The 26737-nt window shown below is 68.0% G+C and carries 17 protein-coding genes; 5 read left to right on the top strand and 12 right to left on the bottom strand.

Annotation, left to right across the window (positions count from 1 at the left end; all coding sequences use genetic code 11):
* Positions 1-3: 3 nt before the first annotated feature.
* Both topA and OHB24_RS14200 read right to left on the bottom strand, forming a co-directional pair.
* Positions 4-2703, bottom strand: coding sequence for a type I DNA topoisomerase (gene topA, locus OHB24_RS14205; protein ID WP_327639472.1), 2700 nt, complete (start codon positions 2701-2703; stop codon positions 4-6).
* A 281-nt stretch (positions 2704-2984) separates the two neighbouring features.
* Positions 2985-4328, bottom strand: a complete 1344-nt coding sequence (locus OHB24_RS14200; RefSeq protein ID WP_327639471.1) for an alpha/beta hydrolase — start codon at positions 4326-4328, stop codon at positions 2985-2987.
* Between the two features lie 201 nt (positions 4329-4529).
* On the opposite strand from OHB24_RS14200, the gene OHB24_RS14195 reads away from it, so the two are divergent.
* Positions 4530-8138, top strand: coding sequence for an NPCBM/NEW2 domain-containing protein (locus OHB24_RS14195; RefSeq protein WP_327639470.1), 3609 nt, complete (start codon positions 4530-4532; stop codon positions 8136-8138).
* A gap of 57 nt (positions 8139-8195) precedes the next feature.
* Positions 8196-9629, top strand: coding sequence for a DUF7059 domain-containing protein (locus OHB24_RS14190; RefSeq protein ID WP_327639469.1), 1434 nt, complete (start codon positions 8196-8198; stop codon positions 9627-9629).
* A gap of 5 nt (positions 9630-9634) precedes the next feature.
* Here OHB24_RS14190 and OHB24_RS14185 read toward each other — a convergent pair whose 3' ends face one another.
* Entirely contained in the window at positions 9635-11206 is a 1572-nt protein-coding gene (locus OHB24_RS14185; protein WP_327639468.1) for a GGDEF domain-containing protein, read from the bottom strand.
* Between the two features lie 16 nt (positions 11207-11222).
* Positions 11223-12779 (bottom strand): GGDEF domain-containing protein, encoded by a 1557-nt coding sequence (locus OHB24_RS14180; RefSeq protein ID WP_327639467.1) that lies wholly within the window; start codon positions 12777-12779, stop codon positions 11223-11225.
* A 691-nt stretch (positions 12780-13470) separates the two neighbouring features.
* Here OHB24_RS14180 and OHB24_RS14175 point away from each other — a divergent pair.
* Entirely contained in the window at positions 13471-14274 is an 804-nt protein-coding gene (locus OHB24_RS14175; RefSeq protein ID WP_327639466.1) for a TIGR03619 family F420-dependent LLM class oxidoreductase, read from the top strand.
* On the opposite strand, the gene OHB24_RS14170 is transcribed toward OHB24_RS14175, so the two are convergent.
* From OHB24_RS14170 to OHB24_RS14135, 8 genes are all read right to left on the bottom strand, one after another.
* Positions 14271-14705, bottom strand: coding sequence for an NUDIX hydrolase (locus OHB24_RS14170; protein ID WP_327639465.1), 435 nt, complete (start codon positions 14703-14705; stop codon positions 14271-14273). The two genes, OHB24_RS14175 and OHB24_RS14170, sit on opposite strands and share 4 nt — an antisense overlap.
* Positions 14706-14747: 42 nt before the next feature.
* Positions 14748-16052, bottom strand: a complete 1305-nt coding sequence (locus tag OHB24_RS14165; protein ID WP_327641065.1) for a cytochrome P450 — start codon at positions 16050-16052, stop codon at positions 14748-14750.
* A 307-nt stretch (positions 16053-16359) separates the two neighbouring features.
* Positions 16360-17154 carry a DUF2785 domain-containing protein gene (locus OHB24_RS14160; RefSeq protein ID WP_327639464.1) on the bottom strand — a complete coding sequence of 265 codons (795 nt, stop codon included), beginning with the start codon at positions 17152-17154 and terminating at the stop codon, positions 16360-16362.
* A 177-nt stretch (positions 17155-17331) separates the two neighbouring features.
* Positions 17332-18096: a hypothetical protein gene (locus OHB24_RS14155; protein WP_327639463.1), complete on the bottom strand. Its 765-nt coding sequence runs from the start codon at positions 18094-18096 to the stop codon at positions 17332-17334.
* 1 nt (position 18097) lies between these two features.
* Positions 18098-19090, bottom strand: a complete 993-nt coding sequence (locus OHB24_RS14150) for an ABC transporter ATP-binding protein (RefSeq protein WP_327639462.1) — start codon at positions 19088-19090, stop codon at positions 18098-18100.
* Positions 19091-19388: 298 nt separating this feature from the next.
* Positions 19389-20594: a DUF4142 domain-containing protein gene (locus tag OHB24_RS14145; protein ID WP_327639461.1), complete on the bottom strand. Its 1206-nt coding sequence runs from the start codon at positions 20592-20594 to the stop codon at positions 19389-19391.
* Between the two features lie 93 nt (positions 20595-20687).
* Positions 20688-22991: a sodium-translocating pyrophosphatase gene (locus OHB24_RS14140; protein ID WP_327639460.1), complete on the bottom strand. Its 2304-nt coding sequence runs from the start codon at positions 22989-22991 to the stop codon at positions 20688-20690.
* Between the two features lie 236 nt (positions 22992-23227).
* Complete coding sequence (locus OHB24_RS14135; protein ID WP_442913969.1) at positions 23228-23587, bottom strand: STAS domain-containing protein; 360 nt, start codon at positions 23585-23587, stop codon at positions 23228-23230.
* Positions 23588-23750: 163 nt separating this feature from the next.
* Here OHB24_RS14135 and OHB24_RS14130 point away from each other — a divergent pair, with 163 nt between their 5' ends.
* Positions 23751-26060: a DEAD/DEAH box helicase gene (locus OHB24_RS14130; protein WP_327639459.1), complete on the top strand. Its 2310-nt coding sequence runs from the start codon at positions 23751-23753 to the stop codon at positions 26058-26060.
* A gap of 36 nt (positions 26061-26096) precedes the next feature.
* Positions 26097-26483 carry a hypothetical protein gene (locus tag OHB24_RS14125; RefSeq protein WP_327639458.1) on the top strand — a complete coding sequence of 129 codons (387 nt, stop codon included), beginning with the start codon at positions 26097-26099 and terminating at the stop codon, positions 26481-26483.
* Positions 26484-26737: the final 254 nt, after the last annotated feature.

The raw sequence follows: 26737 nt of genomic DNA, 5'->3' as shown, positions 1-26737 counted from the left end.
CGGTCAGCTCTTCTTCGCCGGCGCCTTCTTGGCAGTCGTCTTCTTGGCAGTCGACTTCTTGGCGGCGGTCTTCTTGGCCGCCGTCTTCTTCGCAGTAGTCGTCTTCTTCGCAGCGGTCTTCTTGGCGGCCGCCTTCTTCGCCGGGCGCTTCACCGGACCGCGGGCGCGCTTCTCCGCCAGCAGCTCGGCCGCACGCAGCAGCGAGATGGTCTCGACCGAGTCGTCCTTGCGGAGCGTCGCGTTCGTCTCCCCGTCGGTGACGTAAGGACCGAAGCGGCCCTCCTTCACCACCACGGGCTTCTTGGACTCCGGGTCCTCGCCCAGCTCCTTCAGCGGCGGCGCGGCGGCCCGCCGGCCCCGCTGCTTCGGCTCGGCGTAGATCGCCAGCGCCTCCTCGAGCGTGATGTCGAACATCTGCTCCTCGGACGACAGCGAGCGCGAGTCCGTGCCCTTCTTCAGGTACGGCCCGTAGCGCCCGTTCTGCGCGGTGATCTCGTCACCGGACTCCGGGTCCTTCCCGACCACGCGCGGCAGCGACAGCAGCTTCATCGCGTCGTCGAGCCCGATCGACTCCAGCGTCATCGACTTCAGCAGCGACCCGGTCCGCGGCTTCGCGCTCTTCGGCGCGTCCTCCGGCAGTACCTCGGTCACGTACGGCCCGAACCGCCCGGCCTTGGCCACCACGCGCAGACCGCTGTCCGGCGCCGTACCCAGCTCGTGCTCGACGCCCGACGGCTGCTCCAGCAGTTCCTTCGCCTTGTCGACGGTCAGCTCGTCCGGCGGCAGGTCCTCGGGCACGTTGGCGCGCCGCTCGTCCTTGTCCTCGACGTACGGCCCGTACCGCCCGACCCGGAGCACGATGCCGCTGTCGGCGGCGCCGACCGGGAAGGTCGACATCTCCCGGGCGTCGATGTCACCGAGGTCGGTCACCATCGACTTGAGGCCCTCGAGGTTGTCGTCGCCGAAGTAGAACCGGGACAGCACGCCCTCACGCTGCAGGTCACCGGCCGCGACCTCGTCGAGCACGTCCTCCATCGACGCGGTGAACGTGTAGTCGACCAGCCGGGTGAAGTGCTCCTCCAGCAGCCGCACCACCGCGAACGCCAACCAGGCCGGCACCAGCGCCTGGCCCTTCTTGTAGATGTACCCACGGGCGACGTTCGTGCCGAGGATCGTGGCGTACGTCGACGGCCGGCCGATCTCCCGCTCTTCCATCTCGCGGATCAGCGTCGCTTCCGTGAACCGCGCCGGCGGCTTCGTCTCGTGCCCCGAGGCGAGGACCTCGATCGCGGGCAGGACGTCGCCCTCCTCGACGTTCGGCAGCCGGGTCTCCTGGTCGTCGGTGCCCGCGGACGGGTCGTCCGCGCCCTCGACGTACGCCTTGAGGAACCCGTGGAACGTGATCACCCGGCCGGACGACGTGAAGTCGCACTTCTCACCGGTGGAGGCGGTCGCGTCGATCTTGATCGACACGCTGTTCCCGGCGGCGTCCTTCATCTGGGAGGCGATCGTCCGCATCCAGATCAGCTCGTAGAGCCGGAACTCGGCGCCGCTCAGACCGGTCTGCGCCGGAGTCTGGAAGACCTCGCCGGCCGGCCGGATCGCCTCGTGCGCCTCCTGGGCGTTCTTCACCTTGGAGGTGTAGACGCGCGGCTTGTCCGGCAGGTACGACGCGCCGTACAACTCCCGGACCTGGGCCCGGGCGGCGGTGATCGCGGTGTCCGACAGCGTGACGCTGTCGGTACGCATATAGGTGATGTTGCCGTTCTCGTAGAGCCGCTGGGCGACCTGCATGGTCTGCGACGCGGACATGCCGAGCTTGCGGCCGGCCTCTTGCTGCAGCGTGGTGGTCCGGAACGGCGCGTACGGCTTGCGGGTGTACGGCTTGGACTCGATCGACCGGACGGTGAACTGCGAGTCGCGCAGCGCGGACGCCAGCGCGGTCGCGGTCTGCTCGTTCAGATGAACTGTGTTCGCGCCCTTGAGCTCACCGATCGAGCTGAAGTCGCGGCCCTGCGCCACCCGCTTGCTGTCCACCGAGACCAGGCGGGACGGGAACTGCCGCGGCGTCCGGCTCTCACCGGCGTCCAGCTTGGCGTCGAGGTCCCAGTACGACGCGCTGCGGAAGGCGATCCGCTCGCGCTCGCGGTCGACCACCATCCGGATCGCGACCGACTGCACCCGGCCCGCCGACAGCTTCGGCATGACCTTCTTCCACAGCACCGGGGAGACCTCGTACCCGTACAGCCGGTCGAGGATCCGGCGCGCCTCCTGGGCGTCGACCAGGTCCTCGTCGATGTCGCGGGCGTTACCGACCGCGTCCTGGATCGCCTTCGGCGTGATCTCGTGGAAGACCATCCGCTTGACCGGAACGGTCGGCTTCAGCTCCTCCAGCAGGTGCCAGGCGATCGCCTCGCCCTCGCGGTCCTCATCTGTGGCCAGGAAGAGCTCGTCGGCGCCCTTGAGCAGGTCCTTGAGCTTGCGGATCTGGGCCTTCTTGTCGGCGGGCACGACGTACAGCGGGTCGAAGTGCTCGTCGACGTTCACGCCGAGCCGGGCCCACGGGAGGCCTTTGTACTTGGCGGGGATCTCGTCCGCCCCGCTCGGCAGGTCGCGGATGTGGCCGAAGCTGGACTCCACCACGTACCCGGACCCCAAGAAACCCGCGATCATCCGCGCCTTCTTCGGCGACTCGACGATCACGAGACGGGTCCCTACCTTCGTCCCTGCTGCCCCTGCCACTGCGCTCCCTACTCTCGTCCTGCCGACAACGCCCCTACTCCGTCGTCTGTTCCCCCGGGCACAGACCGACCCCACCCGAGGACAGAGTACGGCCGACGGCAACGCATTTCTCAACGCACGGTAACCGCTGCGGCCCCCTTTATGCCCCTCAGGGTTCCAGAAAGTGTCGAACAACCCACCGTTACCGCGAGTCGCGACACTGCCACAGACTGCCCTGGGCCGTCTAACGAGAGTACGCCGTCTCAGCGTGCGAACCGGACCTCGGGGAACTTGGAGGAGTCTCCGCGCAGCAGAAGGGACGGCCGGCGGCGCAGCGTCTGGTCGAAGAAGGCAGCCACGTACTCGCGCTGGGCGAGCACGCTCCGCGCCGGCTTCGCACCGCCGACCAGCGCCTTCATCACCGAGGTGATGATCGGGTCCTCACCGTAGATCTCATGGAACAGCTGGGAGAAGACGAACTGGTAGTCGGTGAAGGCCCGCTGCTTGGTGCCCCCCAGCGTCAGGTTCAGCTTCTCGCCGCGCTGTGCCTCCCAGAAACTCGCCCACGACTTGTCGTAGTACTCCTTGCCTGGATCGGTCCGCTGCGTCTCGGCCGAGCCGAACAGCAGGAACGGCCGATCCAGACCCTTCTCCGCGACCTCACCGAGCGGCCCCTTGAGTCGGTCGTCCTGCAACGTGCCGTCCAGGTCGAGCCCGGCCAGCACCCGCTCGTCCTCGAGCATCGTGTTCGCGGCCGTGTACCCACCGAGCGCGAATCCGAACATGCCGACCTTGCGCAGCTCCAGCCCCTCCGCCAGCCCGGCGGGCAGATCCTTGCCCTCGGCATCGACATTCTGGCCGCCGGCCAGCCGTTCCAGTTGGTCCAGGACGAACCGCGCATCCGCGGTCCGGGTCTCGACCGCCTTCCGGATCTCCTCCGGACCGGCCGGTTCTTCCGTCGACGCGCCCGGCAGGAACCGCCCGCCCGGGAACTCCACCGGCGTCTCGTGCGAGTGGTCCATCGTCACGACGACGTACCCGCGGCTGGCCAGATCCTCCACCTGCGCGGTGTTCACGAACCGGCTGTACCGGTAGCCGGGCGAGAACAGTACGACGGGATGCCGCAACCGCTGCATCGGTACGTCGACGCGCGAATGCGTCTCGGTGTTCGCGAAGTCGAACGACCCGCTCGGCAGGGCGAGCCCGTACTCACCCGTCCACGTGCCGTCCACCTCGACCGCAGTCCTTGGCGGCATGTACTTCGCGAACGGCGCCGCACCGGCCACGCCCGCCGGGTACCAGAGGCTGATCATCAGCTCCCGCTGCCCGCTCGGCATGCTCGGATCCGGCCGGGACCGGTCGATCAGGTGGAGCGCGGTCGTCCCGAGCGCCTTGCGTGCGGTCGGCGCCGGCAGCTTGAACTTGACCGGATGGAAGTCCGGGTCGCCGTACGGCCCGATGCGCCCGGTCCGCTCCGGGTCGAACGGCGAGGCCTGCGCGAGGCCGGGAGTAGCGAACGCCGCCAGACCAGCGGTCAGGCCGGCCGCCAGGAGGTGGCGCCTGGTGAGTCTGTGACTGCTGAGGCTGGTGGGACATGTGTTCGCCATGCGACTCATCGTCATCGCGAAGTTTCACTCCGTGATAGCGACACCGTCTCAACTTGATGAAGCTGACCTGATGACAATCCACGGCCGGTGCGTTTCAATGTGCGCATCTTGTTCATTGATGCGTGAAGTGAGGCAGTCGTGAGCATCTTTGTCCGCATGAAACGTTCAGTAGTCGCCTTAGCTCTATTAGCGGGTGCACTCGTGTACACCGCGGCTCCCGCGCAGGCCGCCGCCACCACGCTCGGTGACGTCACCGGGTTCGCGGCCGACAAAGCGGCGTACACCCTCAGCGCCGGGGCCGCGAAGGTCCGGGTCGTGTTCCTCAAGGACGACGTGTTCCGGCTGTGGATGGCGCCGGACGGGAACTTCACCGACCCGGCGAACACCCCGCCCACCGATCCGGACGCCCCCGCGTCCAACATCGTCACGAAGACGGACTACGGCACTCCGCGGACCTCCTGGCGTGACCGCGGCACCTACTACTCGCTCACGACCGGAAAGATCGAGGTCCGCGCGCAGAAGAAGCCGCTGAAGTTCTCGGTCTACCGCTCGAACGGCCAACTCGTGTGGTCCGAGGCAGCGCCGCTGTCCTGGACCGACACGTCCACCACGCAGTCCCTCGGCCGCGGCGCGAACGAGCAGTACTTCGGCGGCGGCATGCAGAACGGCCGCTTCTCGCACCGCGACCAGACGATCAAGATCTCGCGGGACTTCAACTGGGAGGACGGCGGCAACCCGAACGCCTCGCCGTACTACATGAGCACCGCGGGGTACGGCGTACTCCGCAACACCTTCAGCCCGGGTAGTTACAACTTCACTAGTCCCGTTGTCACTACTCACGACGAGCAGCGGTTCGACGCGTACTACTTCATCGGCGACCTCAAGACCTCGCTCGACCGCTACACCGAGCTCACAGGCCGGCCGTTCATGCCGCCGATCTACGGGCTCGAGTACGGCGACTCGGACTGCTACAACCGCGGTCACTACGCGACGGATCCGGACCCCAGCAACGACTGGAAGGTCAACCCGGACAAGGTGACGACGCTCGACGCGGTCAAGGTCGCGCAGCGATTCAAGGACGAGGACATGCCGGGCGGCTGGATGCTCGTCAACGACGACTACGGCTGCGGGTACTCCGCCAACACCGAGTCCGAGCAGGTCGACGGCACCTGGTGGGGCAAGCGGGACATCCCGGCGCTGAAGCAGGCCGGTGACGACCTGCGGGCACGGAACATCCAGATGGGTCTGTGGACGCAGTCGAACCTGGACCGGCAGCCGGCCGAGGTCGGCGAGGCCGGTGTCCGCGTCCGGAAGCTCGATGTGGCGTGGGTCGGTCCGGGGTACCGGTACGCACTGAGTGCCTGCGACACCGCGCACGACGGGATCGAGCAGTACAGCAACGCCCGCGGGTTCGCGTGGATGGTCGAGGGCTGGGCCGGCGCGCAGCGGTGTGCCGTGCAGTGGACCGGTGACCACAGCGGTTCGCTCGACGCCATCAAGTGGCAGATCCCGGCGATCACCGGGTCCGGCAACTCCGGAATCGCTTACAGCGCAGGCGATGTGGACGGGATCTTCGGTGGCTCCGCCACGTCGTACGTGCGAGATATGCAGTGGAAGGTGTTCAACCCGGCGTTCATGACGATGTCCGGCTGGTCGACCCCGGCGTACAAGCAGCCGTGGGCGTACGGCGATCCGTACACCTCGATCAACCGGAAGTACCTGAAGCTGCGGGAGCGGTTGCTGCCGTACTTCTACACGTACGCCGCCGAAGCCCACCGGACCGGCGCTCCGCTGAACCGGTCGCTGGTGCTGGAGTACCCGACCGACCCGAAGACGTGGGACGACACGACGAAGTACGAGTTCCTGGCCGGTAAGGAGTTCCTGGTCGCGCCGATGTACGGCGCCGACGAGGTGAAGAGCGGGATCTACCTGCCCGCGGGCCGGTGGATCGACTACTGGACGGGCCGCGTCTACCAGGGCCCGACGACCGTGAACGGGTACCACGCCCCGCTCGACACGCTGCCGCTGTTCGTGAAGGCGGGCGCCGTAGTGCCGATGTGGAAGGCCGGGATCAACACCGCCGCCGAACAGGGTTTCGGCGACCGGGTGAGCGTCGACATCTACCCGTCCGGGAAGTCGTCGTTCTCGATGTACGAGGACGATCGGGTGACCCGGTCCGGGAAGTCCGCGACGCAGACGTTCGCGGTCAGCGCGCCGACGCAGGGCCGCGGCGACGTGACCGTGAAGATCGGCGCCAGCATCGGGTCGTACGACGGCAAGGCGGCAACCCGCCCGTACGAGCTGACCGTTCACACCGGCTCCGCCCCGCGCAACGTCACGATCGACGGGCGCCCGGCTGCGTTCACCTATGCCAATGGCGTCGTCAGCGTGCAGACCGCATCGATCCCGACCTCCCGGAGCGCTGTGGTTGTCCTGTCCGGAACGTCCGCAGTAGGCGGACCGGATGTCACGAACACCTTCGGGACACCTGAGCTCGCCACGCCGTCGCTGTGGAACGCTCCCGGCCAGGCGACCGAGGTGACGGCTTCGTTCCGCAACGGCACCGCGACGACGGTGCGCAACGTGCGGCTCGACGTGCAGGTGCCGGCCGGATGGAGCGTCAGCGGCCCGAACACCTTCGCGTCGGTGGATCCCGGTCGAACCGTGACCACCAAGCTGCAGGTCACTCCTGGCGCGGACGTGAAACCCGCGAGCTTCACGTTGACGTTGAAGGCGTCGTACGTTGCTCAGGGCAAGAGTTATACGAATACCTCCACAGGTACGGCGCAGTTGCCGTACGCCTCGGTGTCGCAGGCCGCGAACGTGGTCGGAGTGAGCGACGTGTCGACGTACAAGCAAGGGAACTTCGACGGATCGGGCAACAGCTTCAACGGTGAGGCGCTGGCGGCGGCCGGGTACACACCTGGTGCGACCGTGAACGTCCAGGGCGCCGACTTCACCTGGCCGAGCGGAGCGCCCGGTACGCCGAACCTCGTGAAGAACCAGTCGGCTCCGATCCTCGTGTCGGGGACCGGATCGCATCTAGCACTGCTAGGCGCCGGCGCGAGTCTGAACGCCCGCGGGACGGTGACGGTCATCTACACCGACGGATCGACGTCCGAGAGCGCATTCCAGTTGCCGAACTGGTGCTGTCAGGATCCGACGACGGGTGGCGCCAAGCTGGCCGTGTCGGTCAAGGGCCGGTACACGGCGGCCGGGTTGAGCAACACGACGACGGACTACCGGGTGTTCTACACCGCCGTACCGCTGGATCCCGGGAAGACCGTGAAGGCGATCAAGCTGCCGGGTGGCGGGCTGGGCTTCTTCGCGGCCACGATCGCCGACAAACCGTTGCCACCGGCACCTACCGGGGAGAACTGGGTCAGCGACCTGGAGTTCCTTGACTCCACCAACGGCTGGGGTCCGGTCGAGCGCGACCACAGCAACGGCGAGGACGCGGCCGGCGACGGCGGTCCGATCACGCTCGACGGCGTCCAGTACGCAAAGGGGCTGGGCACACACGCGCCCTCGTCGGTGAGCGTCCGTCTCGGCGGCAACTGCACGAGCTTCACCAGCAAACTGGGCATCGACGACGAGATGGAGGATCGCGGCAAGGTCACCTTCAAGGTCCTGACCGACGGCACCGCGCGCTACACGTCAGACCAACTGACCGGCACGTCACCAACCGCCACCACCACAGTCGACGTCACCGGCGCCCAAACCCTGACCCTCCAGATCACCGACGGCGGCGACGGCAACACCAGCGACCACGCAGACTGGGCCGAACCCAAACTCACCTGCAACCCCTAACACCGCCCTGACCTCCCACCCCACCGCCGCCCGGCCGTGGGGTGGGAGGATGCGGTCATGCTGGAACTGACGGGGAATGTGGTGGAGGGGCTGCGTACGGCGTTTGCCGGGGCGGGGTACACCACGGATGGGGTCGCCGAGCGGCTCGGCGTACAGGCGAACGCTGCGTTGGTGCGGAACGAGACCGCTGCGGCGGCCCGTCGTACCGCGTCGGGGGATGCGCTCGACACGATGATCCAGTTGTTCCTGCTCCAGCGGAATGTGCCGGAAAACGCTGTAAACAAGGCATTTCCGGGGATCGATCTGGTTGCCCTGGGCATCGTTAAGCGTGATGGGGACGAGGTTCGGGCGGCGGTCGACATCCGGCCGTTCGCGGAGGACGGGTGGGTCGTGGCGGATCTTACGCCGGGGCTTGATGGGCGGCGGGTGGCGATGCGGTCCGACTACGTGCTCGGGATTGCTCCGGCCAGTCTCAGCCTCATCCACCTGACCGTTCCGATCAAGGCTGACCGGGCGCTCGACATCGGCACCGGGTGCGGCATTCAGTCGCTGCATCTCGCGGACCGCGTCAACCAGCTGACAGCGACCGACGTGAACCCGCGCGCCCTTCAGCTCGCCAAAGCAACGGCCGCACTCAACCACATCGACCTTGATCTCCGCGACGGCAGCCTCTACGAACCCGTCCGCGGCGAGCGATTCGACCTGATCGTCAGCAATCCGCCGTACGTGATCTCCCCGCCCGGCGGTGACCTGACCTACCGCGAGACGGAGTACGCCGGTGACACAGTTGTCGAGCAGCTGGTAAGGCAAGCGCCGGACCACCTGACCGACGGCGGCTGGTGCCAGCTGCTCGCCAACTGGACCTGTGTTCGCGGCGAGGACTGGCAGGACCGCATCGCCGCCTGGACGGGCGACCGCTCCGCCTGGGCAGTCCAGCGCGAGCAACTCGACCCGTCCGAGTACGTCGAGCTCTGGCTCCGCGACGCCGGCCTGCACGGCTCACCGCAGTACACCACCAGGTACGACGAATGGATGCGCTACCTCGACGAGCACAACGTCGAGGCGATCGGCATGGGCTGGATCACCCTGCACAACGTCGAAGGATCCCTCGCCGCCGAGGCCTGGCCGTACGAGATCGAGCGCCCGATCGGCCCGCACGTCCTGCACCGCTTCGAACGCCTGGAAGGCCTTCCGGCCGACCTCACCGCTCTGCACCTGCACGTGGCCGAGGACGTGATCCAGGAGACCACCGGGCAGCCAGGAGCCGAGGACCCGGCCACGATCGTGCTCAGACGACAGCGTGGCATGCGGAGAGCTGAGCAGGTCGACACCGTCCTGGCCGGCTTCGTCGGCGCGTGTGACGGCGACCTGAGCACCGGACAGATCCTCGCCGCGCTGGCCGACCTCATGGACCGTCCAGTGGTCGACGTACTCGCCGACTACCTCCCACAGATCAGAAACCTCGTAATTGAAGGCTTCCTGGACTACTGAGCGGACTATTGAGCAGTGCGCCGGCGTCGGCGCTTCTCGGCGTACATGCGTCGATCCGCTTCCTTCAGCAGCTCGGTAACCGCCGTACCGTCCGTGCTGCTCGCCTGCCCGACACTCAACCGCAGCAGCGCGAACCACGGCGCCTCAGCCCGCTCTGCCTCACGATCCGCCGCGAACTTGATCCGCTCGACCAGCTCGGGCGCACCCCGCTCGTCCGGGTTGTCGAGTACGACGACGAACTCGTCCCCGCCCGCGCGCGCCACGACGTCCTCCGCGCGACACTGCTCGGTCAGTAGCGTCCCGACCCGCCGCAGCACCTCGTCGCCGCTGGCGTGCCCGTAGCTGTCGTTGATCACCTTCAGGTTGTCCACGTCGATCGCGATCACCGCGATCGAGCGGCCGGAGGCCTGCGCGACCGACATCCGCTCGTCGAGCGCCCGCCGATTCCCCACGCCGGTCAGCGGATCCTCACGCGCCGCCCGCCACTCGGCATCGTGCCGGATCGAGAGCTCGTGGTTGGCCAGCGCGCTCCGTACGGCGTACAGCCCGCGCAACCGCTCCGCCCACCAGCCGCGGCTGATCGCCCGTGCGTACTGCAGCCCGGAGGACGCACCAGTGTCTCCGGACTCCGCACTGATCTGTACGGCGGTGTGCCGGATCAGCGCCTCCACGGGCGGATCCGACGTCGGCGGCAGGTCACTCGCCGCCCGGTCCGCGGCGTCCATCGCCTCACCGATCCGGTCACGCGCCATGTACGCCTTGGCCAGGTAGGCGCCCGCGATCGCGGCCAGCTCGAGATCACCGAGCTTGGCCAGCTGGTCCCGGCAGTCCTTCAGGATCACCGCGGCCTCACCCGCGTCCGCGCCGTCGTTGCTCGCCGCGAGCCACATCCGCCCGGCCATCGGCCAGTACCCGAGCAGGTCGGCCGCGAGGATCACCTCGACCGCTTCACCCGCCCAGCGGTGCGCGGCGCGCCGACGTTCCGTGATCTCCTCGTCGTACGTCGTGTCGCCGAGCCGCTCGAGCTCGTGGGCCCAGCGCAGGTTCGACTCGGCCAGGTTCAGCCGGTTGATCGCCGGCGCCTCGGGCAGGCCGAGTGGGTCGTGGTCGCCCTCGGCGGCGAGCTCGAAGTGCGGGATGCACAGCTCGTACAGCCGGAGCAGGTCGTAGGCGTAGCCGAGGCCGGTGTGTGCCCAGCTCGCCAGGCCGAGGTCGCGGGTCCGGGACAGTGCGTTCTCCGCGGCGACCAGGTCGGCGACCGAGTCACCGCCCTCGCCGGTCCGGATCAGGGTGACGATCCGGAGCGCGATCGCATTCGCCTCCCAGCCCGGCTCGTCGATCGCGCGGGCGACCCGGATACAGCTGTCGACGGCGTCCAGCGCCTCGATCGAATCGGTGGCGTGATGCGCGGCGACGGCTCGCACGTACTCCGCGGCGGCGCGTTCGTGAGTGGGCTCCGGGCCCAGCTCGAGGAGCAGCGCGTTCAGCTCGAGCGCCGCCTCGGCCGGACTGCCCGACTGCGCGCGCGTCATCGCTGCCGCGATCCGCGTCGTCACCCCGGACGTCTCCCGCACCACACCTCCCCACCCTTCGTCACTTCTTACGGCGCTTCTCCCTGTACAGGCGCCGGTCCGCCTGGGAGATCAACTGCTCAACGGCGATTCCTTCGGCGGTCGCGGCGTACCCGACGCTCAGTCCGAGCCGGCGCAGCCACGGTTTCTGCGTCGTCGCCGCGATCGCCTCGACGGCGATCCGGATCCGCTCGGCCAGCTGGGCACCGCCCTTGGCGTCGGGCTGGTCGAGCACCACGAAGAACTCGTCGCCACCCGATCGAATCACGGCATCGGTTGCTCGCGCCTGTTCTACCAGGAGATTTGCAACAACCTGCAGCAATTCGTCCCCGCAGGCGTGCCCGAACGTGTCGTTGACGAGCTTCAGATCGTCGACGTCGATCGCCAGCAACGTCACCGCCCGGCCGGAGTCCCGGGCCGCGGTCAGCCGCTCGTCGAGGGCGCGGCGATTTCCCACCCCGGTCAGCGGATCCTGCCGCGCCGCGTGCCACTCGGCGTCGTGCCGGGCCGGCAGGTCGTGCGCGGCAAGCGCATGCCGTACGGCGTTCAGCGCGCGCTGCCGCTCCTTCCACCAGCCCCGCGCAACCGAGCGCGCGTAGGCCAGTCCCGCCTGGGCACCCGTCGTACCGTCGGCCGCTTCGACCTCCGACCGGGTCTGCAGCACCAGGACGTGGGTCGATGGGTCGGCCAACGGAATCAGGTCGTCGGCCGCGCGGTCCGCCGCGGCCTTGGCCTCCTCGGACTTCCCCTGCGCCTGCAGGGCCCGCGCGAGGTAGGCGCCGGCGATCGCGAGCCGCTCGGTCTCGCCCAGCTTGCTGATCTCGTCGCGGATCTCGGTCAGGTCGGCGACCGCCTGATCCGGGTCCTGGGCGGTCGCCGCGGCGGCGATCCAGAGCCGGGCGCTGAGTTTCCAGAACTCCTGGGTCTCGTCGTCGACCACCACACGCTCGGCCTCGCGCGCCCAGTACGCCGCGGACGCCAGACGCTCCTCGATCTCCCTTGTATACAAAGGATCACCGAGGCGTTCGAGCTCGTGCGCCCAGCGCAGGTACGTCTCGGCGAGGTTCAGCCGGTTGATGGCCGGCGACTCGGCCAGCTCGAAGACGTCGACGTCCAGCTGGGTGGCGAGCTCGTAATGCGGAATGCACAGTTCGAAAAGCCGCAGGACGTCGTACGCGTAGCCGAGGCCGGTGTGTGCCCAGGCGGTCAGGCCGGCGTCCCTGGTGCGATTCAAGGCTGCTTCAGCGGCGACCAGGTCGTTGACCGTGTCGCCGCCGCGGCCGCTGCGGGCGAGGTTGATGATGCGGATCGGCAGCGCGTTCGCTTCCCAGCCCGGTTCGTCGATCGCGCGGGCGATCTCGATACACGCGTCGACCGCGCGCAGAGCCTCGTCGGCATCGCTGGCATGGTGCGCCGTGACGCCCCGGACGTACTCGGCGGCCGCCAGCCGGTAGCTCGGCACGCCGCCCAGCTCGGTCCGGATCGCCTCGATCTCCGCGGCCGCCGTCGCATGCCCACCCGACTGCGCCGCGGTCATCGCGGCGGCGATCCGTACGGTCAGCGCATCGTCCGCCGCCATCTCGCCATTCCCCATAACCGCCGACGGCCCTTCCCTGTTCCGTCACCCGCATCTCGGGCCGGACCGCCCATTGTGACCACCCACCCCGGGTCCTGTCACGACCCGATCCGGCCAACGGCCACCTAGTGCCACAAGAAGCGTACTCGGCGTACAAGTTTCTCGACTCTTCTGCCAGATTCGCGGGTCATTCCCGCACCGCCGGATGCCCGGTCCTCGCGGCAGTGGTGACTGGAGATAGGAGATGGTGGGTGGAGACAGGCCATGTCAGGTGCCAACCCACCACGGCCTATCCCAAGTCCCCGCATACGGCCACCACCACCCACACACCGGACCGGACAGCGGGCCTAGCCCCAAATCTGCAGCTCGACAGGACATGTCAGCTGGCCGGGTAGTGCACCTGAGCGTGAACGCGTCCCTGCGTACACCGTCTCACCGGTGCACTACCTGTCGAGCTTGCACATCACCCGACCCGCGAGGCGCCGTGCCGCCACCAACCCCGATCACCCAGCCGGCTCCCCCGGTGAGACCGCCGGCAGGTCGCCGCTGGCGGGTTCTTTCACTGCTGGCCTGCTACTTCCCGTCATCGGACACATAACCCGTCAGCCGGCAGCACGACACCCACACATCGGGCGCAAGAGCCCGTCTTGTCTTGTTTGCGTTGACCCTGGGGGCAGGGTTTTAGGGTTCGGTGGTGAGATTCGCGGTGAGTTACAGCACGCCGGCGTACGGGATGGATCCGGACCGGCTGGTCCGGTTCGCGCGGCGCGCTGAGGAGTGCGGGTTCGAGGGGTTGTACGTTCCGGAGCACGTGGCGCTGTATCGCGGCGCCAGCTTCGGCGGGTTCGAGATCCCGACCGATCTGCCGTACGGCGATCCGCTCGAGCTCCTCGGGTTCGTGGCAGCGTCCACGGAACGGCTCCTGCTCGGGACGGCCGTGCTGTTGCTGCCGTACCACCATCCGGTGGTGCTGGCGAAGCGGCTGGCGACCCTCGACGTGCTGTCGAAGGGGCGGATGCGGCTGCTGACCGTCGGCCTGGGAAGTCTGCCTGGCGAGGCTCGGGCGGTGGGTGTGGACTTCGCGTCCCGCGGACGACGTACGGACGAGGCGATCGACGTACTGCGGCTGCTCTGGTCAGGTGATCGCGTCAGCTACTCGGGTGAGTTCTTCGAGTTCGAGGACCTGAGCAGCTTCCCGCATCCGCTGGCGCCGCTGCCGATCCACATCGGCGGCTCCAGCCGAGCCGCAGCCCGCCGCGCCGCGACACGAGGCGACGGCTACTTCCCAGGCGGAGCACTAACCCCAGCCGAACGCGCCACCCAGTGGAAGCTGGCCACGTCAACCCGCGACGACCTCGAGTACACCCGCTGGGGCTCCATAGACCTAACCCCAGAAGCCGTAGCCTCCTACGAATCCCAAGGCGTCACCCGCCTGGTCGTAACCACCCCAGACCCAGAAGACCTAACCCACTTCGCCCAACGCTTCCAGCTGACCTAACCCACCCGCTCGCCGTGCTCGCAAAGTACGACGGCACCCTCCTGGACGGCGGCGACCGCGGCTTCGAGGCGGTGGGCGAGCATGGGTTTGCCGAGGGTGTTGGCCTGCGCCAGCGTGTACAGGCCAGCCGACACGATCTCGCCGTCGGTGAAGGTGAAGGCCGCGACGTCGGCGTCGGTCACGACACCTCCGTCGAAGACGAACACCATGGCGTCCGGCCGTCCGTCGTACGCGTGCACGTGGTCGACGACTAGCAGGCGCCCTAGAGGTCGTTCCGTGCCGAGCTCCTCGACCAGCTCCCGGGCCGCAGCGGCCCACGGTGACTCGTCAGCTTCGACCGCGCCACCGGGGATCTCCCAGTTCGGCTTGTACGACGGCTCGACCAGGAGCACCCGCCCGTCGGACGACCGGAACAGCACCCCGGCTGCCATCCGCTTCCGGGGCAGGCTAGCTACGTACTCCGATGTCACGGGTCAGCCGGCGACCTGTTCGGCGGCGGTTGCGTGGAGGCGTACGGGGAGGGTCTCTACGCCGTAGACGATCGAGAAGTCGCGGAAGCGGAGTTGTTCCTCGGGGACGGCCAGGGACAGGTCCGGGAAGCGGTGTGCGAGGGCGGTGAAGGCCGCGCGGAGCTCCATCCGGGCCAGTTCGGCGCCGACGCACCGGTGCATGCCGTGGCCGAACGCCAGATGCGCGGAGGACACCGTACGACGGGGGTAGAAGTCCTCGGCGTCCGCGCCGAAGACCTGCTTGTCCCGATCCGCCCCGGACAGCGACACCGCGACCAGGTCGCCCTTCTTCACCTGCTGACCGAACAGCTCCTGGTCGTGCCGGGCGAACCGCGGGAAGGCGACCTGCACCACGGTCAGGTACCGCAGCAGTTCCTCGACGATCACGTCGACCGCACCGGGCTCGTTGCGGATCCGCTCGAAGTTCGCCGGGTCGCGCAGCAGCACCAGCGTGCCCAGCGCGAGCATGCTCGCGGACGTCTCGTACCCGCCCAGGAACACCCCGTCCGCCAGCCCGCCGAGCTCGATGTCGTCGAGGTCGTCGCCCTGCTCCCGGATGATCGAACCGATCAGCCCGTCACCGGGGTTCTGCCGCTGCTTGCGGACGATCTCGAACAGGAAGTCCCGCGACTCCGAAGCCGACCCGAACACCCCGATACCGCCGCCGGACAGGTCGAACCGGGCCGGTCCGAGCGCACGGAAGCGATCACGGTCGGACTCCTCGACGCCGAGCAGGTCCGCGATCAGCAGGAACGGCACGTTGAACGCGAAGTCGGCGACGATGTCCGCGACCGGGCCCTTGGCCTCCATCAGGTCCAGCTGGTCGTTGACGATCCTCTCGATCGCCGGCTCCAGCCGGGCAAGCTTGCGCTTGGTGAACTCGGGCGTCAGCAGTTTCCGCAGCCGCGTGTGGTCCGGCGGATCGGTGAACCCGAGACCCCCGATGCCCTCCGACGGCTTGTTCGGGTCCGAGCCGACCAGCGGCCGGATGTCGTTGCTGAAGTTGGTGCTGTCGGCGAGCACGGCCTTCGCCTCGGCGTGACCGCTCACGACAAAGACGTTCAGCCCGAACAGATGAGCCAGCTTGTGCACCGGCTCGGTCTCGCGCACCTGGGCCAGCTCCGGGACCGGATCGAGCCCCTCGCGGCGCAACGGCATCGAGACCTGGCTGGGAAACATCCGCATCTTCGACAGGTCGAGACCACCCCTGCGGGTGGTCCTGCTCAGAATGCGGTTGCCGACCCATCTCTTCAGGTATGTCGCAACCATGACTTCCACGCGCCCTCTCTAGAACCCGCTGCCCCCAACGGCGTTGTAACTCCAAGCTAACCTCGCCGGGGACCAGATCTGATGGTGTTGGCACTACTCCGGTAGTGGCGTTGACACCACCATGGGAGGGGGCCATGGCGTGCCAGCAGAGACCTTGTCACGGACCGAGCCTCCACTGCCACCTGAAACCACCTGTACTCCGCCCTGGAACGCGACATGCCGTTCCTCGGGGAGGATTCAGGGAAAGTCCAGACGAAAGTCGGATGCGTCCTACTCCGTCAGGTAGTTGCCGCCGACCACTTCAGGCTCAGAGATAGTACGGCGTGACGATCCGGAGCACGTCCGCGAGCTTTGTCTTGACCTGATCGGCCTGCGGAATCCGTGTGAGTTTCTTCGCATCCCCGACCCGCAGACCGTGGTCGGCGAGCACGTACAGCACCCGCAGCGTGCGGATCGTGTTCGTCACCTCGGGGGTGATCCCTTCGGCCGGCGGGTTCGACAGCTGCCGGATCGCCGGGTCCAGCCAGTCGGTCGCGTCGCTGTCGGTCAGCTCGTCGCGCGTCAGCGTCGCCGCGAGCGCGTACCCCAGCCGGTCGTCCTCCATGTCCCGCAGCACGTACGGCGTCGGCGTCAGCAGCCGCCCGATCCCGAGCCGCAGCATCTGCACCGGCTCCACCGCCGCGTGCTGCCCGAGCGCCCCGAGCAGGTCTGCGCCATGAGCCAGCGCGTGCAACCAGCCGAGCTTCTCGTCGTACCCCCGGAGGTCATCCTCCGCGACGTACCAGCGCTCGAACGGCGGCACCCAGCTCGGTTCGAAGACCCCGGCCGTGACGATGCAGTCCAGGATCAACGGGGCGAACGTCCGCGCCTGGATCTCCGGGTCCGTGAACCGCGGCACCATCTCGTCGCCGAGCGCCCGCAGCTCGTCCGCCGACAGCACGCCGCGCGAGATCCAGGTCGCGAGTACGGAGTAGGCGTGCCGGTCCCGTACGACGGGATCCGGGGACCGCAGCATCCCGGCCAGCTCGGCCACCAGCTCACCCAGCGGCCGTCCTTCGGGAACCGCGAAACCCGCATCCCGCACCTGCGCCCAGTCCGTCATGCGCGGCACCGTAATCCGTCGACGGGCCACCCGGCCAGCCCCGAATCAGCATGGGAAACGGCCCGTGGTCCATCCGGAGACCGGATGCACCACGGACCGTCGCGACCAGGACCCCTCAGCCCGGCCGGGCCCCTGCCCCGGTCAAGGGCCCCTCAACCTCCGACCGGGGTGGACTTGTCAGGCGTCGCGCTTGCTCGCCGACACCAGGGCGATCGTCATCAGCGCGGCCGCCCAGCCTGCGAAGTACAGCAACGCCCACCACGGGCTGAGTGCGAAGTCGCTACCGCCCGCGCCCTGTCCGGCCAGACCGAAGTCCTGGCCCTGGTTCAGGAACGAACTGCCGTTCGCGAACGGCGCCCACCTGGCCATGTCGTCGCCGACCTTCGGGATCAGGTTGACCAGGTTCTCGACCAGCAGCGGCCAGAGAATCAGGATCGCGATCGCACCGGCGCTCTGCCGGATCAGGATGCCGACCGCCACCGCGAAAACGGCGGAGATCGAGAACACCAGCCCTTGGCCGGCCAGCAGCCGCCACTCGGCACCGGTGTTGATCGACAGGTCCGCGTTGCTCGCGAACAGGCTGCCGATCCCCCAGGCGCCGAAGGACGCGATCAGGCCGATGGCGCCGGCCAGGAACGCGACCACGGCGGTCTTGCCGAGCAGCAGCGCGGCGCGCTGCGGAACGGCCTGGAAGCTCGTCCGGATGGTGCCGAACCGGTACTCCGTGGTGACGGCCAGCGCGGCCATCACCATCATCACCATCTGGCTGAGCTGCGCGCCGGGCTGGGTGATGAAGATGGTCGCCTGCTGCTCGTCGGCGCCCTTGAGAAAGCCGGTCGTCAAGGCCGCGAACCCAACGGTCAGCACGGCCGCGACGATCATGCACCACCACGGTGAGCGGGTGGAGAAGAGTTTGATCCGCTCGACAGCGATCACCGACATGTCAGTTGTCCTCCTTCGGACCCGCGGCCACCTCGGCGGCGTCGGGTGCGTCGAGCGAGGTCACAGCGGCGATCTCCTCGTGCGCGTGGTACTCGACCGAGTCACCGGTCATCTGCATGAATGCCTGCTCCAGCGAACCGCGCTGCAGCGTCAGTTCGTGCAGCACGATGCCGTGCGCGGCGGCCGCCTCGCCGATCTGGTCGGTGGTCAGGTCGCCCTCGACGAACAGCACCTTGCCCTGGTCCTCGACGTCCTCGATCCGGGTCACCAGGCGCTGCTCGTTCAGCACACCGGCGAACTGGTCGAGCTGCGGCGTCCGCACCTTCACCGTCGTACCGCTGGCGCGGTCGACGAACTCCTGGGTGGTGCTCTGCGAGATCAGCTTGCCGCGGCCGATGACGACCAGGTCCTCGGCCGTCAGCGCCATCTCGGACAGCAGGTGGCTCGAGACCAGCACGGTGCGGCCCTCGTCGGCCAGCCGGTGCATGAAGGTCCGGATCCAGACGATGCCCTCCGGGTCGAGACCGTTCACCGGCTCGTCGAACAGCAGCACCTCCGGGTCGCCGAGCAACGCGCCGGCGATACCGAGCCGCTGCGACATGCCCAGCGAGAAGGCGCCGGCCCGCTTGTTCGCGACCGACGTCAGGCCGACCATGTCGAGCGCCTTGTCGACCGACGACTTCGGCAGCTTGTTGGACGCGGCCATCCAGGTCAGATGGGCTCGCGCCGAGCGGTTCGGGTGCACCCACTTGGCGTCCAGCAGCGCGCCGACCTTGGTCAGCGGCCGGTGCAGGTCGCGGTACCGCTGGCCGTCGATGGTGACTTCGCCGGACGTCGGGGTGTCGAGTCCGAGGATCATCCGCATGGTGGTGGACTTGCCGGCCCCGTTCGGGCCGAGGAAGCCGGTCACCCTGCCGGGTTTCACCTCGAAAGACAGGTTGTCAACGGCAACTGTTGCGCCGTATCGCTTGGTGAGGCCTTTTGCCTCGATCATCGCCGTGCTCCTCGTTCGGTGGCGTGAATTGTCCCCAGTCGGGCGGGTTGTGTCGTGATGAGATCAGTATCGAGGCCAGAGGGGTGCCGAGCATCGGACCCCGGGCGGATCCGGTGTGTCCACCCCTGGGTTGATTCTGCCGCCGGTCCGCAGGCGGCTGCTATCGGTTATGCCCCTGACCACAACCCCGACGATCCCCCATGCCGCGGCTGAGTACATCAGCCGAAAGTCGACGTACGCCGTACTTCGGTCGGCCATTGCTGACTGTGACTATCAAAGAGATGGGACTACCAAAAGATCAGTCGAGCGGAACGCCGTAGAGCACGAGGTTCTCGCTGTAGCGGTGCGCCGTACGGTCGTAGGAGCCCGTGCAGGTCACCAACGCCAGCCGGGGCTTCGCCGCACCGTGGAACAGGTCCGCGGGCAGAGCCTCCTGCTTATAGGTACGGCGCGCAACGATCCGGTACCAGTGCTCGCCGCCGTCTCCACCCGTCACCGCGACCCTGGTGCCGACCGGTACGCCGGAGAGCGCTGCGAACACCCCGAGCCCTTTGGCAGTGTCCACATGACCAGCGAGCAGCACGGTGCCACCAACAGAGCCTGGCGCCGCGCCCGCGGCCCACCAGCCCACGTCCGAGGACGACTTGGGTACCTGCAACTGGCCGTTGCCGCCGGTCGCCACCGGCTGCACCGACGCCTCGAGCACACCGGGGAGTTTCAGACGGACAGGCGGTACGGCGGCCTCGCGGTCCGTGGACGACTTGCCCGCGTCCGGGACCTTTCCGGTGTTGTTGGGCTGCCCGCCGAACATCATCACGAGACCCGCTGCCAGGGCTGCGATACCTATGACGCGTCGCTTCAGCGAGATCGCCTTGCCGACCAGGAGCAGCACCACTCCGATCCCCATCAGGATCAGTGCGGCCCGGGTGCGGGCCAGGTTGGCCTCTGCTTGCTGGCCGCCCTCGCCGGTGGGCACCACCGGAGTGGTGGTCTCGACGCGACAGGTAGCCGTGACCGAACGCTGGTGCATCTGGATGACGGGCTTGGCGCCGTCAGCCAGTGCCTCGACTGCCGGCGACGCGCTGATCGGCAGCTCACCTTCCACCAGTGCCAGGTACTGCTGGTGCTCCAGACGCTGCAAGGCCAGCCACGCGCCGTCGTACGCCGTTGTCCCGGCCTTGGCCGCAAGTACGTCGAGCTGGCGACGCTGGGCCGCCGAAGGCGCCGTCGGCAGCAGAAGGTTGAGCCGCGTGGCGACGTCGAGCTCCTGCGCTGAGAGCTTGCGATGGTCACGTTCCAGCTGGGCGGCGACCCGCCGTACGCACGAGGTCCGGCCCTTGGTCGTCGCCGTGTGCGCGGCCTCGATGATGGTCAGGTTGAGCTGGTGAGCGGTGTTGAGATAGGCGACATCCGGTTGCGGGGTCGCCGCGTTCGCCGGTTGCACGATGGCCAGAACGCCTGCCACAACGAGCAGCAGCAGCGCGGGCACCCGGGCAATCCTCACATGATGACAGTAAGTGAGCGGACTCTCAGGGTCCAGACATACGAAACGGCCCGCCGGTCGGAACCGGCGGGCCGTTTCGGGCAGATCCTGCGATCAGGCTGCGGCGTTCACCTCGGCCGGAGTGTCGGAGATGACCGACTCCCGGCGCTTGGAGACGAACACGGCCGCGGCCAGGACCACCACGGCGACGACCGCGATGGCGATCCGCAGCGGCGTGTTGGTGTCGTCGCCGATCGACGACATCCCGACGACGGCCGGCGCGATCAGCACCGAGACCAGGTTCATCACCTTGATCAGCGGGTTGATGGCCGGACCGGCGGTGTCCTTGAACGGGTCACCGACGGTGTCACCGATGACGGTGGCCTCGTGCGCGGGCGAACCCTTGCCGCCGTGGTTGCCGTCCTCGACCAGCTTCTTGGCGTTGTCCCAGGCTCCACCGGAGTTGGCCAGGAAGACCGCCATCAGGGTGCCGGCGCCGATCGCACCGGCCAGGTAGCCGGCCAGCGCCGCGGCACCGAGGCCGAAGCCGACGGCGATCGGCGCGGTCAGCGCGAGCAGACCCGGCGTCGCGAGCTCCCGCAGCGAGTCGCGGGTGCAGATGTCGACGACCTTGCCGTACTCCGGCTTGCCCGTCCCCTCCATGATCCCGGGGATGTCGCGGAACTGGCGACGTACCTCGTAGACGACCGCACCGGCGGCACGGCCGACGGCGTTGATCGCGAGACCGGAGAACATGAACACGACGGCCGCACCGAGGATGATGCCGACCAGGGTGCCCGGGTTGAACACCAGCGCGTCGGCCTCGAACTTGGCGTAGTTGTCGGCCAGCGAGGTCCGGATCGAGTCGGTGTAGGACCCGAACAGTGCGGTGGCGGCCAGTACGGCGGTCGCGATCGCGATGCCCTTGGTGATGGCCTTCGTGGTGTTGCCGACAGCGTCCAGCTCGGTCAGGATCTGGGCCGCCTCGCCGTCAACGTCACCGGACATCTCGGCGATGCCCTGCGCGTTGTCGGAGACCGGTCCGAAGGTGTCCATCGCGACGATGACGCCGACGGTGGTGAGCAGACCACAGCCGGCCAGTGCGATCGCGAACAGCGCGACCACACCGGAACCACCGACCAGGAAGGCGCCGTACACGGCCGCCGCGATCACCACGGCGGTGTAGACGGCGGACTCGAAGCCGACCGAGATACCGGACAGGATCACGGTCGCGGCACCGGTCAGCGAGGTCTTGCCGACATCCTGGACCGGCTTGTCCTCGGTGCCGGTGTAGTAACCGGTCAGGGCCAGGATGACCGCTGCCAGCACGATGCCGATGATCACCGAGACGGTGGCGATCAGCCGCGGGTCGCCGTCGAACCCGGCGATCGTCTCGGTGGCGCCGCTCAGGTCCTTGAAGCTGCTCGGCAGATAGACGAACGCCGCGACCGTACAGAGGATCGCGGAGACCAGTGCAGAGATGTAGAACGCCCGGTTGATCGTGCGCAGGCCGTTCTCGCCGGTCCGCGGGCGGGTCAGGAAGACGCCGATGACCGCGGTGATGGCGCCGATGGCCGGCACGATCAGCGGGAAGATCAGGCCCTGCTCGCCGAACGCGGCCTTGCCGAGGATCAGCGAGGCCACCAGCATCACGGCGTACGACTCGAACAGGTCGGCCGCCATACCGGCACAGTCACCGACGTTGTCGCCCACGTTGTCGGCGATGGTCGCCGCGTTGCGGGGGTCGTCCTCGGGGATGTTCTGCTCGACCTTGCCGACCAGGTCGGCGCCGACGTCGGCGGCCTTGGTGAAGATACCGCCGCCGACCCGCATGAACATGGCCAGCATCGCGGCACCGAAACCGAAGCCCTCGAGCACGGTCGGGGCGTCGCCCTTGAAGAGCAGTACGACGAGCGCGGCGCCGAACAGGCCGAAGCCCACGGTCGCCATGCCGACGGTGCCGCCGGTGCGGAACGCGACCCGCATCGCGGGTTCGCGGCCCTCGTCCCGCGCGGCCGCGGCGACCCGGACGTTGGCGCGCGTCGCGAGCCACATGCCCAGGTAACCGATCAGGGCGGAGAAACCCGCGCCGACCAGGAAGAAGACGGAGCGGAAGATCTTCAGTGTGGTCTCGTTGTCGCCGTCTGTGTGAGCAGGCAGCAGGAACAGCAGCAGAAATGCGACCACGGCGAAGATCGACAACGTCCGGAACTGCCGGCTCAGGAATGCCGAGGCACCTTCCTGGACCGCCGCGGCGATCGTCTTCATGTTCTCGGTGCCATCGTTCGCGGCAAGCACCTGGCCCCGGAAGACCATCGCGATGGCGACCGCGAGGATCGCGATCACCCCGACGACGATCACCAGTGTGGTGTTGCTCGACGAAAGATCCACCGCTTGTGCAGCAAGCAGCGCGGACATCCGTCCTCCTTGTAGGCAACCCATCCAGGCTTGACGGCCCCATCTGCCGCAACCGAAGGGTTGGGGAAATACGACACAGCGCCAGTGGCCTGGCGCGGTGGGTTACTCTAACGGGTTCCCGACCAGACCTGACGACAGGGTGGTCTACGCCATACTCGGTCGGCCCGGCAAGTCCTGTGCCGGTACCTGGGCGCAACGATCACCGAACGTAGCGATGCGGACACCGTTTCGCTTGGTCAGATCGCCGAGGCGACGTCCGGGTGGATGTCGAAGACCTTGGTCAGGCCGGTGATCCGGAAGATCTTCAGCAGTCGTTCCTGGGTACAGACCAGGGACAGGGATCCGTCATGGGTGCGCACCCGTTTCAGTCCGCCGACGAGAACGCCGAGGCCCGTGGAGTCCAGGAACTCCACGCGTTCCAGGTCGATGACCAGGTCGTAGACCCCCTCGTCGACGAGCGCGACGATCTTCTCGCGGAGCTTCGGTGCGGTGTAGACGTCGATCTCCCCCGCCACCTCGATGACGGTGCGCCCGCCCTCGGCGCGCGCGGTCAGCGACAGATCCACTTCGGCCTCCGATCCCGTGAACTGCTGCATTCAACCATGTACGGACCGTGAGTGAGACCCGTTGCCGAAAACTCTTTCATCTCACCCACCCGAAGTCGATTCCCCTCCGGAAAAAGCCGCGTGCATCGGAACGTGCATCTCTCAGTTCGTGCTCAGCCGTCGACCTGTCCGTGGCAGGGCCTAGGGTGCCGGTATGCGTGCAGGTGGTGAGGCGGCTGCCGTCCTGAAGCGCCTGGCCGCCGGTCGCGACGACCGGCTGACGCACGTCGAGTCGGTGCCGCCGCGAGTAGGACAAACGTGTGCTTGGCCGCGCTGGGTCCCGTCCGAGGTCCTCGACCAACTGCGGGACGCCGGCATCACGGCCCCGTGGACTCATCAGGTGGCGACGGCCGAGGCGGCGTACTCCGGGAAACATGTAGTCGTTGCGACCGGGACGGCCTCGGGCAAGTCGCTCGGGTACCTGCTGCCGGCCTTTGCCACGTTGACCATCGCGCAGGCGGCTTCACCACACCGCCGTACCGCCTCCGTGTTGTACCTGTCTCCGACCAAGGCACTCGCTCACGATCAGCTCCGCGCGGTCTCGTCGTACACGGTGCCCGGCCTGCGGGCTACGACGCTGGACGGCGACTCGGAGCGGACCGAGCGCGACTGGGCGCGCGACTACGCGACGTACGTGCTCAGCAACCCGGACATGCTGCACCGGTCGGTCCTGCCCAACCATCAACGCTGGGCGCGCTTCCTGGGCTGCCTGCAGTACGTCGTGGTTGACGAGTGCCACCACTACCGCGGCGTCTTCGGTGCGCACGTGGCCGGCGTACTGCGGCGGCTGCGTCGCGTCTGCGCGCAGTACGGGGCACATCCGATCTTCGTCTGCGCCTCGGCGACAGTGGCCGAGCCGGCGGTGTCAGGTGAGCGTCTGACCGGGCTGCCGATGGTGGAGGTGGTCGAGGACGGCTCTCCGCGTGGCGGCATCGCTTTCGGTCTGTGGGAGCCGCCCCTGACCTCTTTGCACGGCGAGAACGGCGCACCGGTACGTCGGTCCGCGACGGCCGAGGTGGCGGACCTCCTGACCGATCTGGTCGTCACAGGTGTCCGTACGGTCGCCTTCGTCCGATCGCGGCGTGGAGCCGAGTCGGTCGCGATGACGGCCCGCGAGAACCTCGCTGAGGTCGACCCGACACTGATCGACCAGGTGTCGGCGTACCGGGCCGGCTACTTACCGGAGGAGCGTCGGCGGCTCGAGGGGATGCTGCAGAGCGGTGAGCTCACTGGCGTCGCGGCAACGAACGCTCTCGAGCTGGGCATCGACATTGCCGGACTGGACGCCGTACTGCTCTCTGGCTGGCCAGGTACGCGCGCATCGCTCTGGCAACAGGCTGGACGGGCAGGCCGGGCCGGCGGGGACGCGGTGGCGTTGCTGATCGCACGGGACGACCCGCTGGACACCTACCTGGTGCGACATCCGGCAGCGATCTTCGGGCGCCCGGTCGAGGCGACGGTGTTCAACCCGGAAAACCCGTACGTGCTCGGCCCTCAACTGTGTGCCGCTGCCCAGGAGCTGCCGCTCACTCCCGACGACTTCGAGATCTTCGGTGAGACGACGTCTTCTGTGATCGCACAGCTGGTGCGGCAAGGCGCACTACGCGAACGGCCGCACGGGTGGTTCTGGACGCGCCGCGAGCGGGCCGTCGACGCCATCGACATCCGCTCGGCCGGTGGGAAGACGGTGCAGATCGTGGAGGACCAGACCGGTCGTCTCCTCGGTACGGTCGACGGCGGCTCGGCCCACGCGTCGGTCCACGAGGGCGCCGTCTACGTCCATGCGGGCGAGTCGTACCTGGTGCGCTCGCTCGACCTCGAGGAGCACGCCGCCGTCGTCGAGCCGGCTTCTCCGGACTACACGACCTTCGCGCGGGACGTGACCGAGATCAGCATCCTCGCGACCGAGGAGACGTGCTCGTGGGGTACGGCGGAGTTGTCGCGCGGCTGGGTCCAGGTGACGAGCCAGGTCATCTCGTACCAGCGCAAGCAGATCGCGACCGGCGACGTACTCGACGAACAGCCGCTCGACCTGCCGGAGCGCACCCTGCGGACCAAGGCCGTGTGGTGGACCATGCCTGACACCGTTGTCGAGCACCTCGGGCTGGAGGACGTACCGGGAGCGGCCCACGCCGCCGAACACGCCTCCATCGGACTGCTCCCGCTCTTCGCCACCTGCGACCGCTGGGACATCGGCGGCGTCTCCACCGCCCGTCACGCCGACACCGGCCAACTGACGGTCTTCGTGTACGACGGCCACCCCGGAGGCGCCGGCTTCGCCGAACACGGGTACGCCGCTGCGCGCGAGTGGTTGACGGCGACACGCGAGGCGATTGCACACTGTGAATGCACGGACGGATGCCCTTCGTGCGTACAGTCGCCCAAGTGTGGGAACCAGAACAACCCACTCGACAAGAGCGGCGCGGTGGCGCTGCTCTCCGCATTACTAAGCAGTGAGGCCTGAGGGGCCGGTGTCAGCCGGCAGATAGGCGGGGTCGCCATGGCCGTTCTCGGAATCGTCCTGATCGTACTGGTCGTGTTGTTCGGACTGGGCGTCTCGGTCTCGTCGAGCGCTTCCACCAAGCTGGAGGTCTTCGGCGTCGACTTCGGCGTCTCGGTGCCGACCATCTTCTTCCTCGGCGCGGTCACCGGCGCCGCCCTCGTCGTGGGCCTGTGGCTGCTGAAGAAGGGTCTCGGGCGCGACCTGCGCCGCCGCAAGGAGATGCGCCAGCTGCGCGCCAAGGTCACCGAGGGTGCGCCAGAGGTATCCGCTGAGCGCTCAGATGCCGCCTCGTCCGACACCACCGCTGACACCACCGCTGACGAGCGTGCGGCGATCGAGGAACGGGCCGTCGAGGACCCCAAGGAAACCCACCAGCCCCACTGATCCACGCCGTTGCCCTTGGCATCAGTAGCTATCCGAAATCCCTTGCATTGCTGTAATATCTCAGAAGGCTCACAGCCTCCATACGGTGGTCGCTCGGCGACCCGGCAACCGGATATCGATGCCTTGCGCAACGACGTTCGAGTGGCAGTTAGTTGCCATTGGCATCAAGTTTCGCGAGATCGGCATAACCCCCTCGGTCACACCTGTGCCTTACTGGTTGTGGCGTCAACGTCGCGCTGAGTCACTGCCGGCAT

It is taken from the genome of Kribbella sp. NBC_00482, assembly GCF_036013725.1.
Lineage (GTDB): Bacteria > Actinomycetota > Actinomycetes > Propionibacteriales > Kribbellaceae > Kribbella.
Note: the sequence above shows the minus strand (reverse complement) of the source record. Positions and strands in the feature narration are given on the sequence as shown.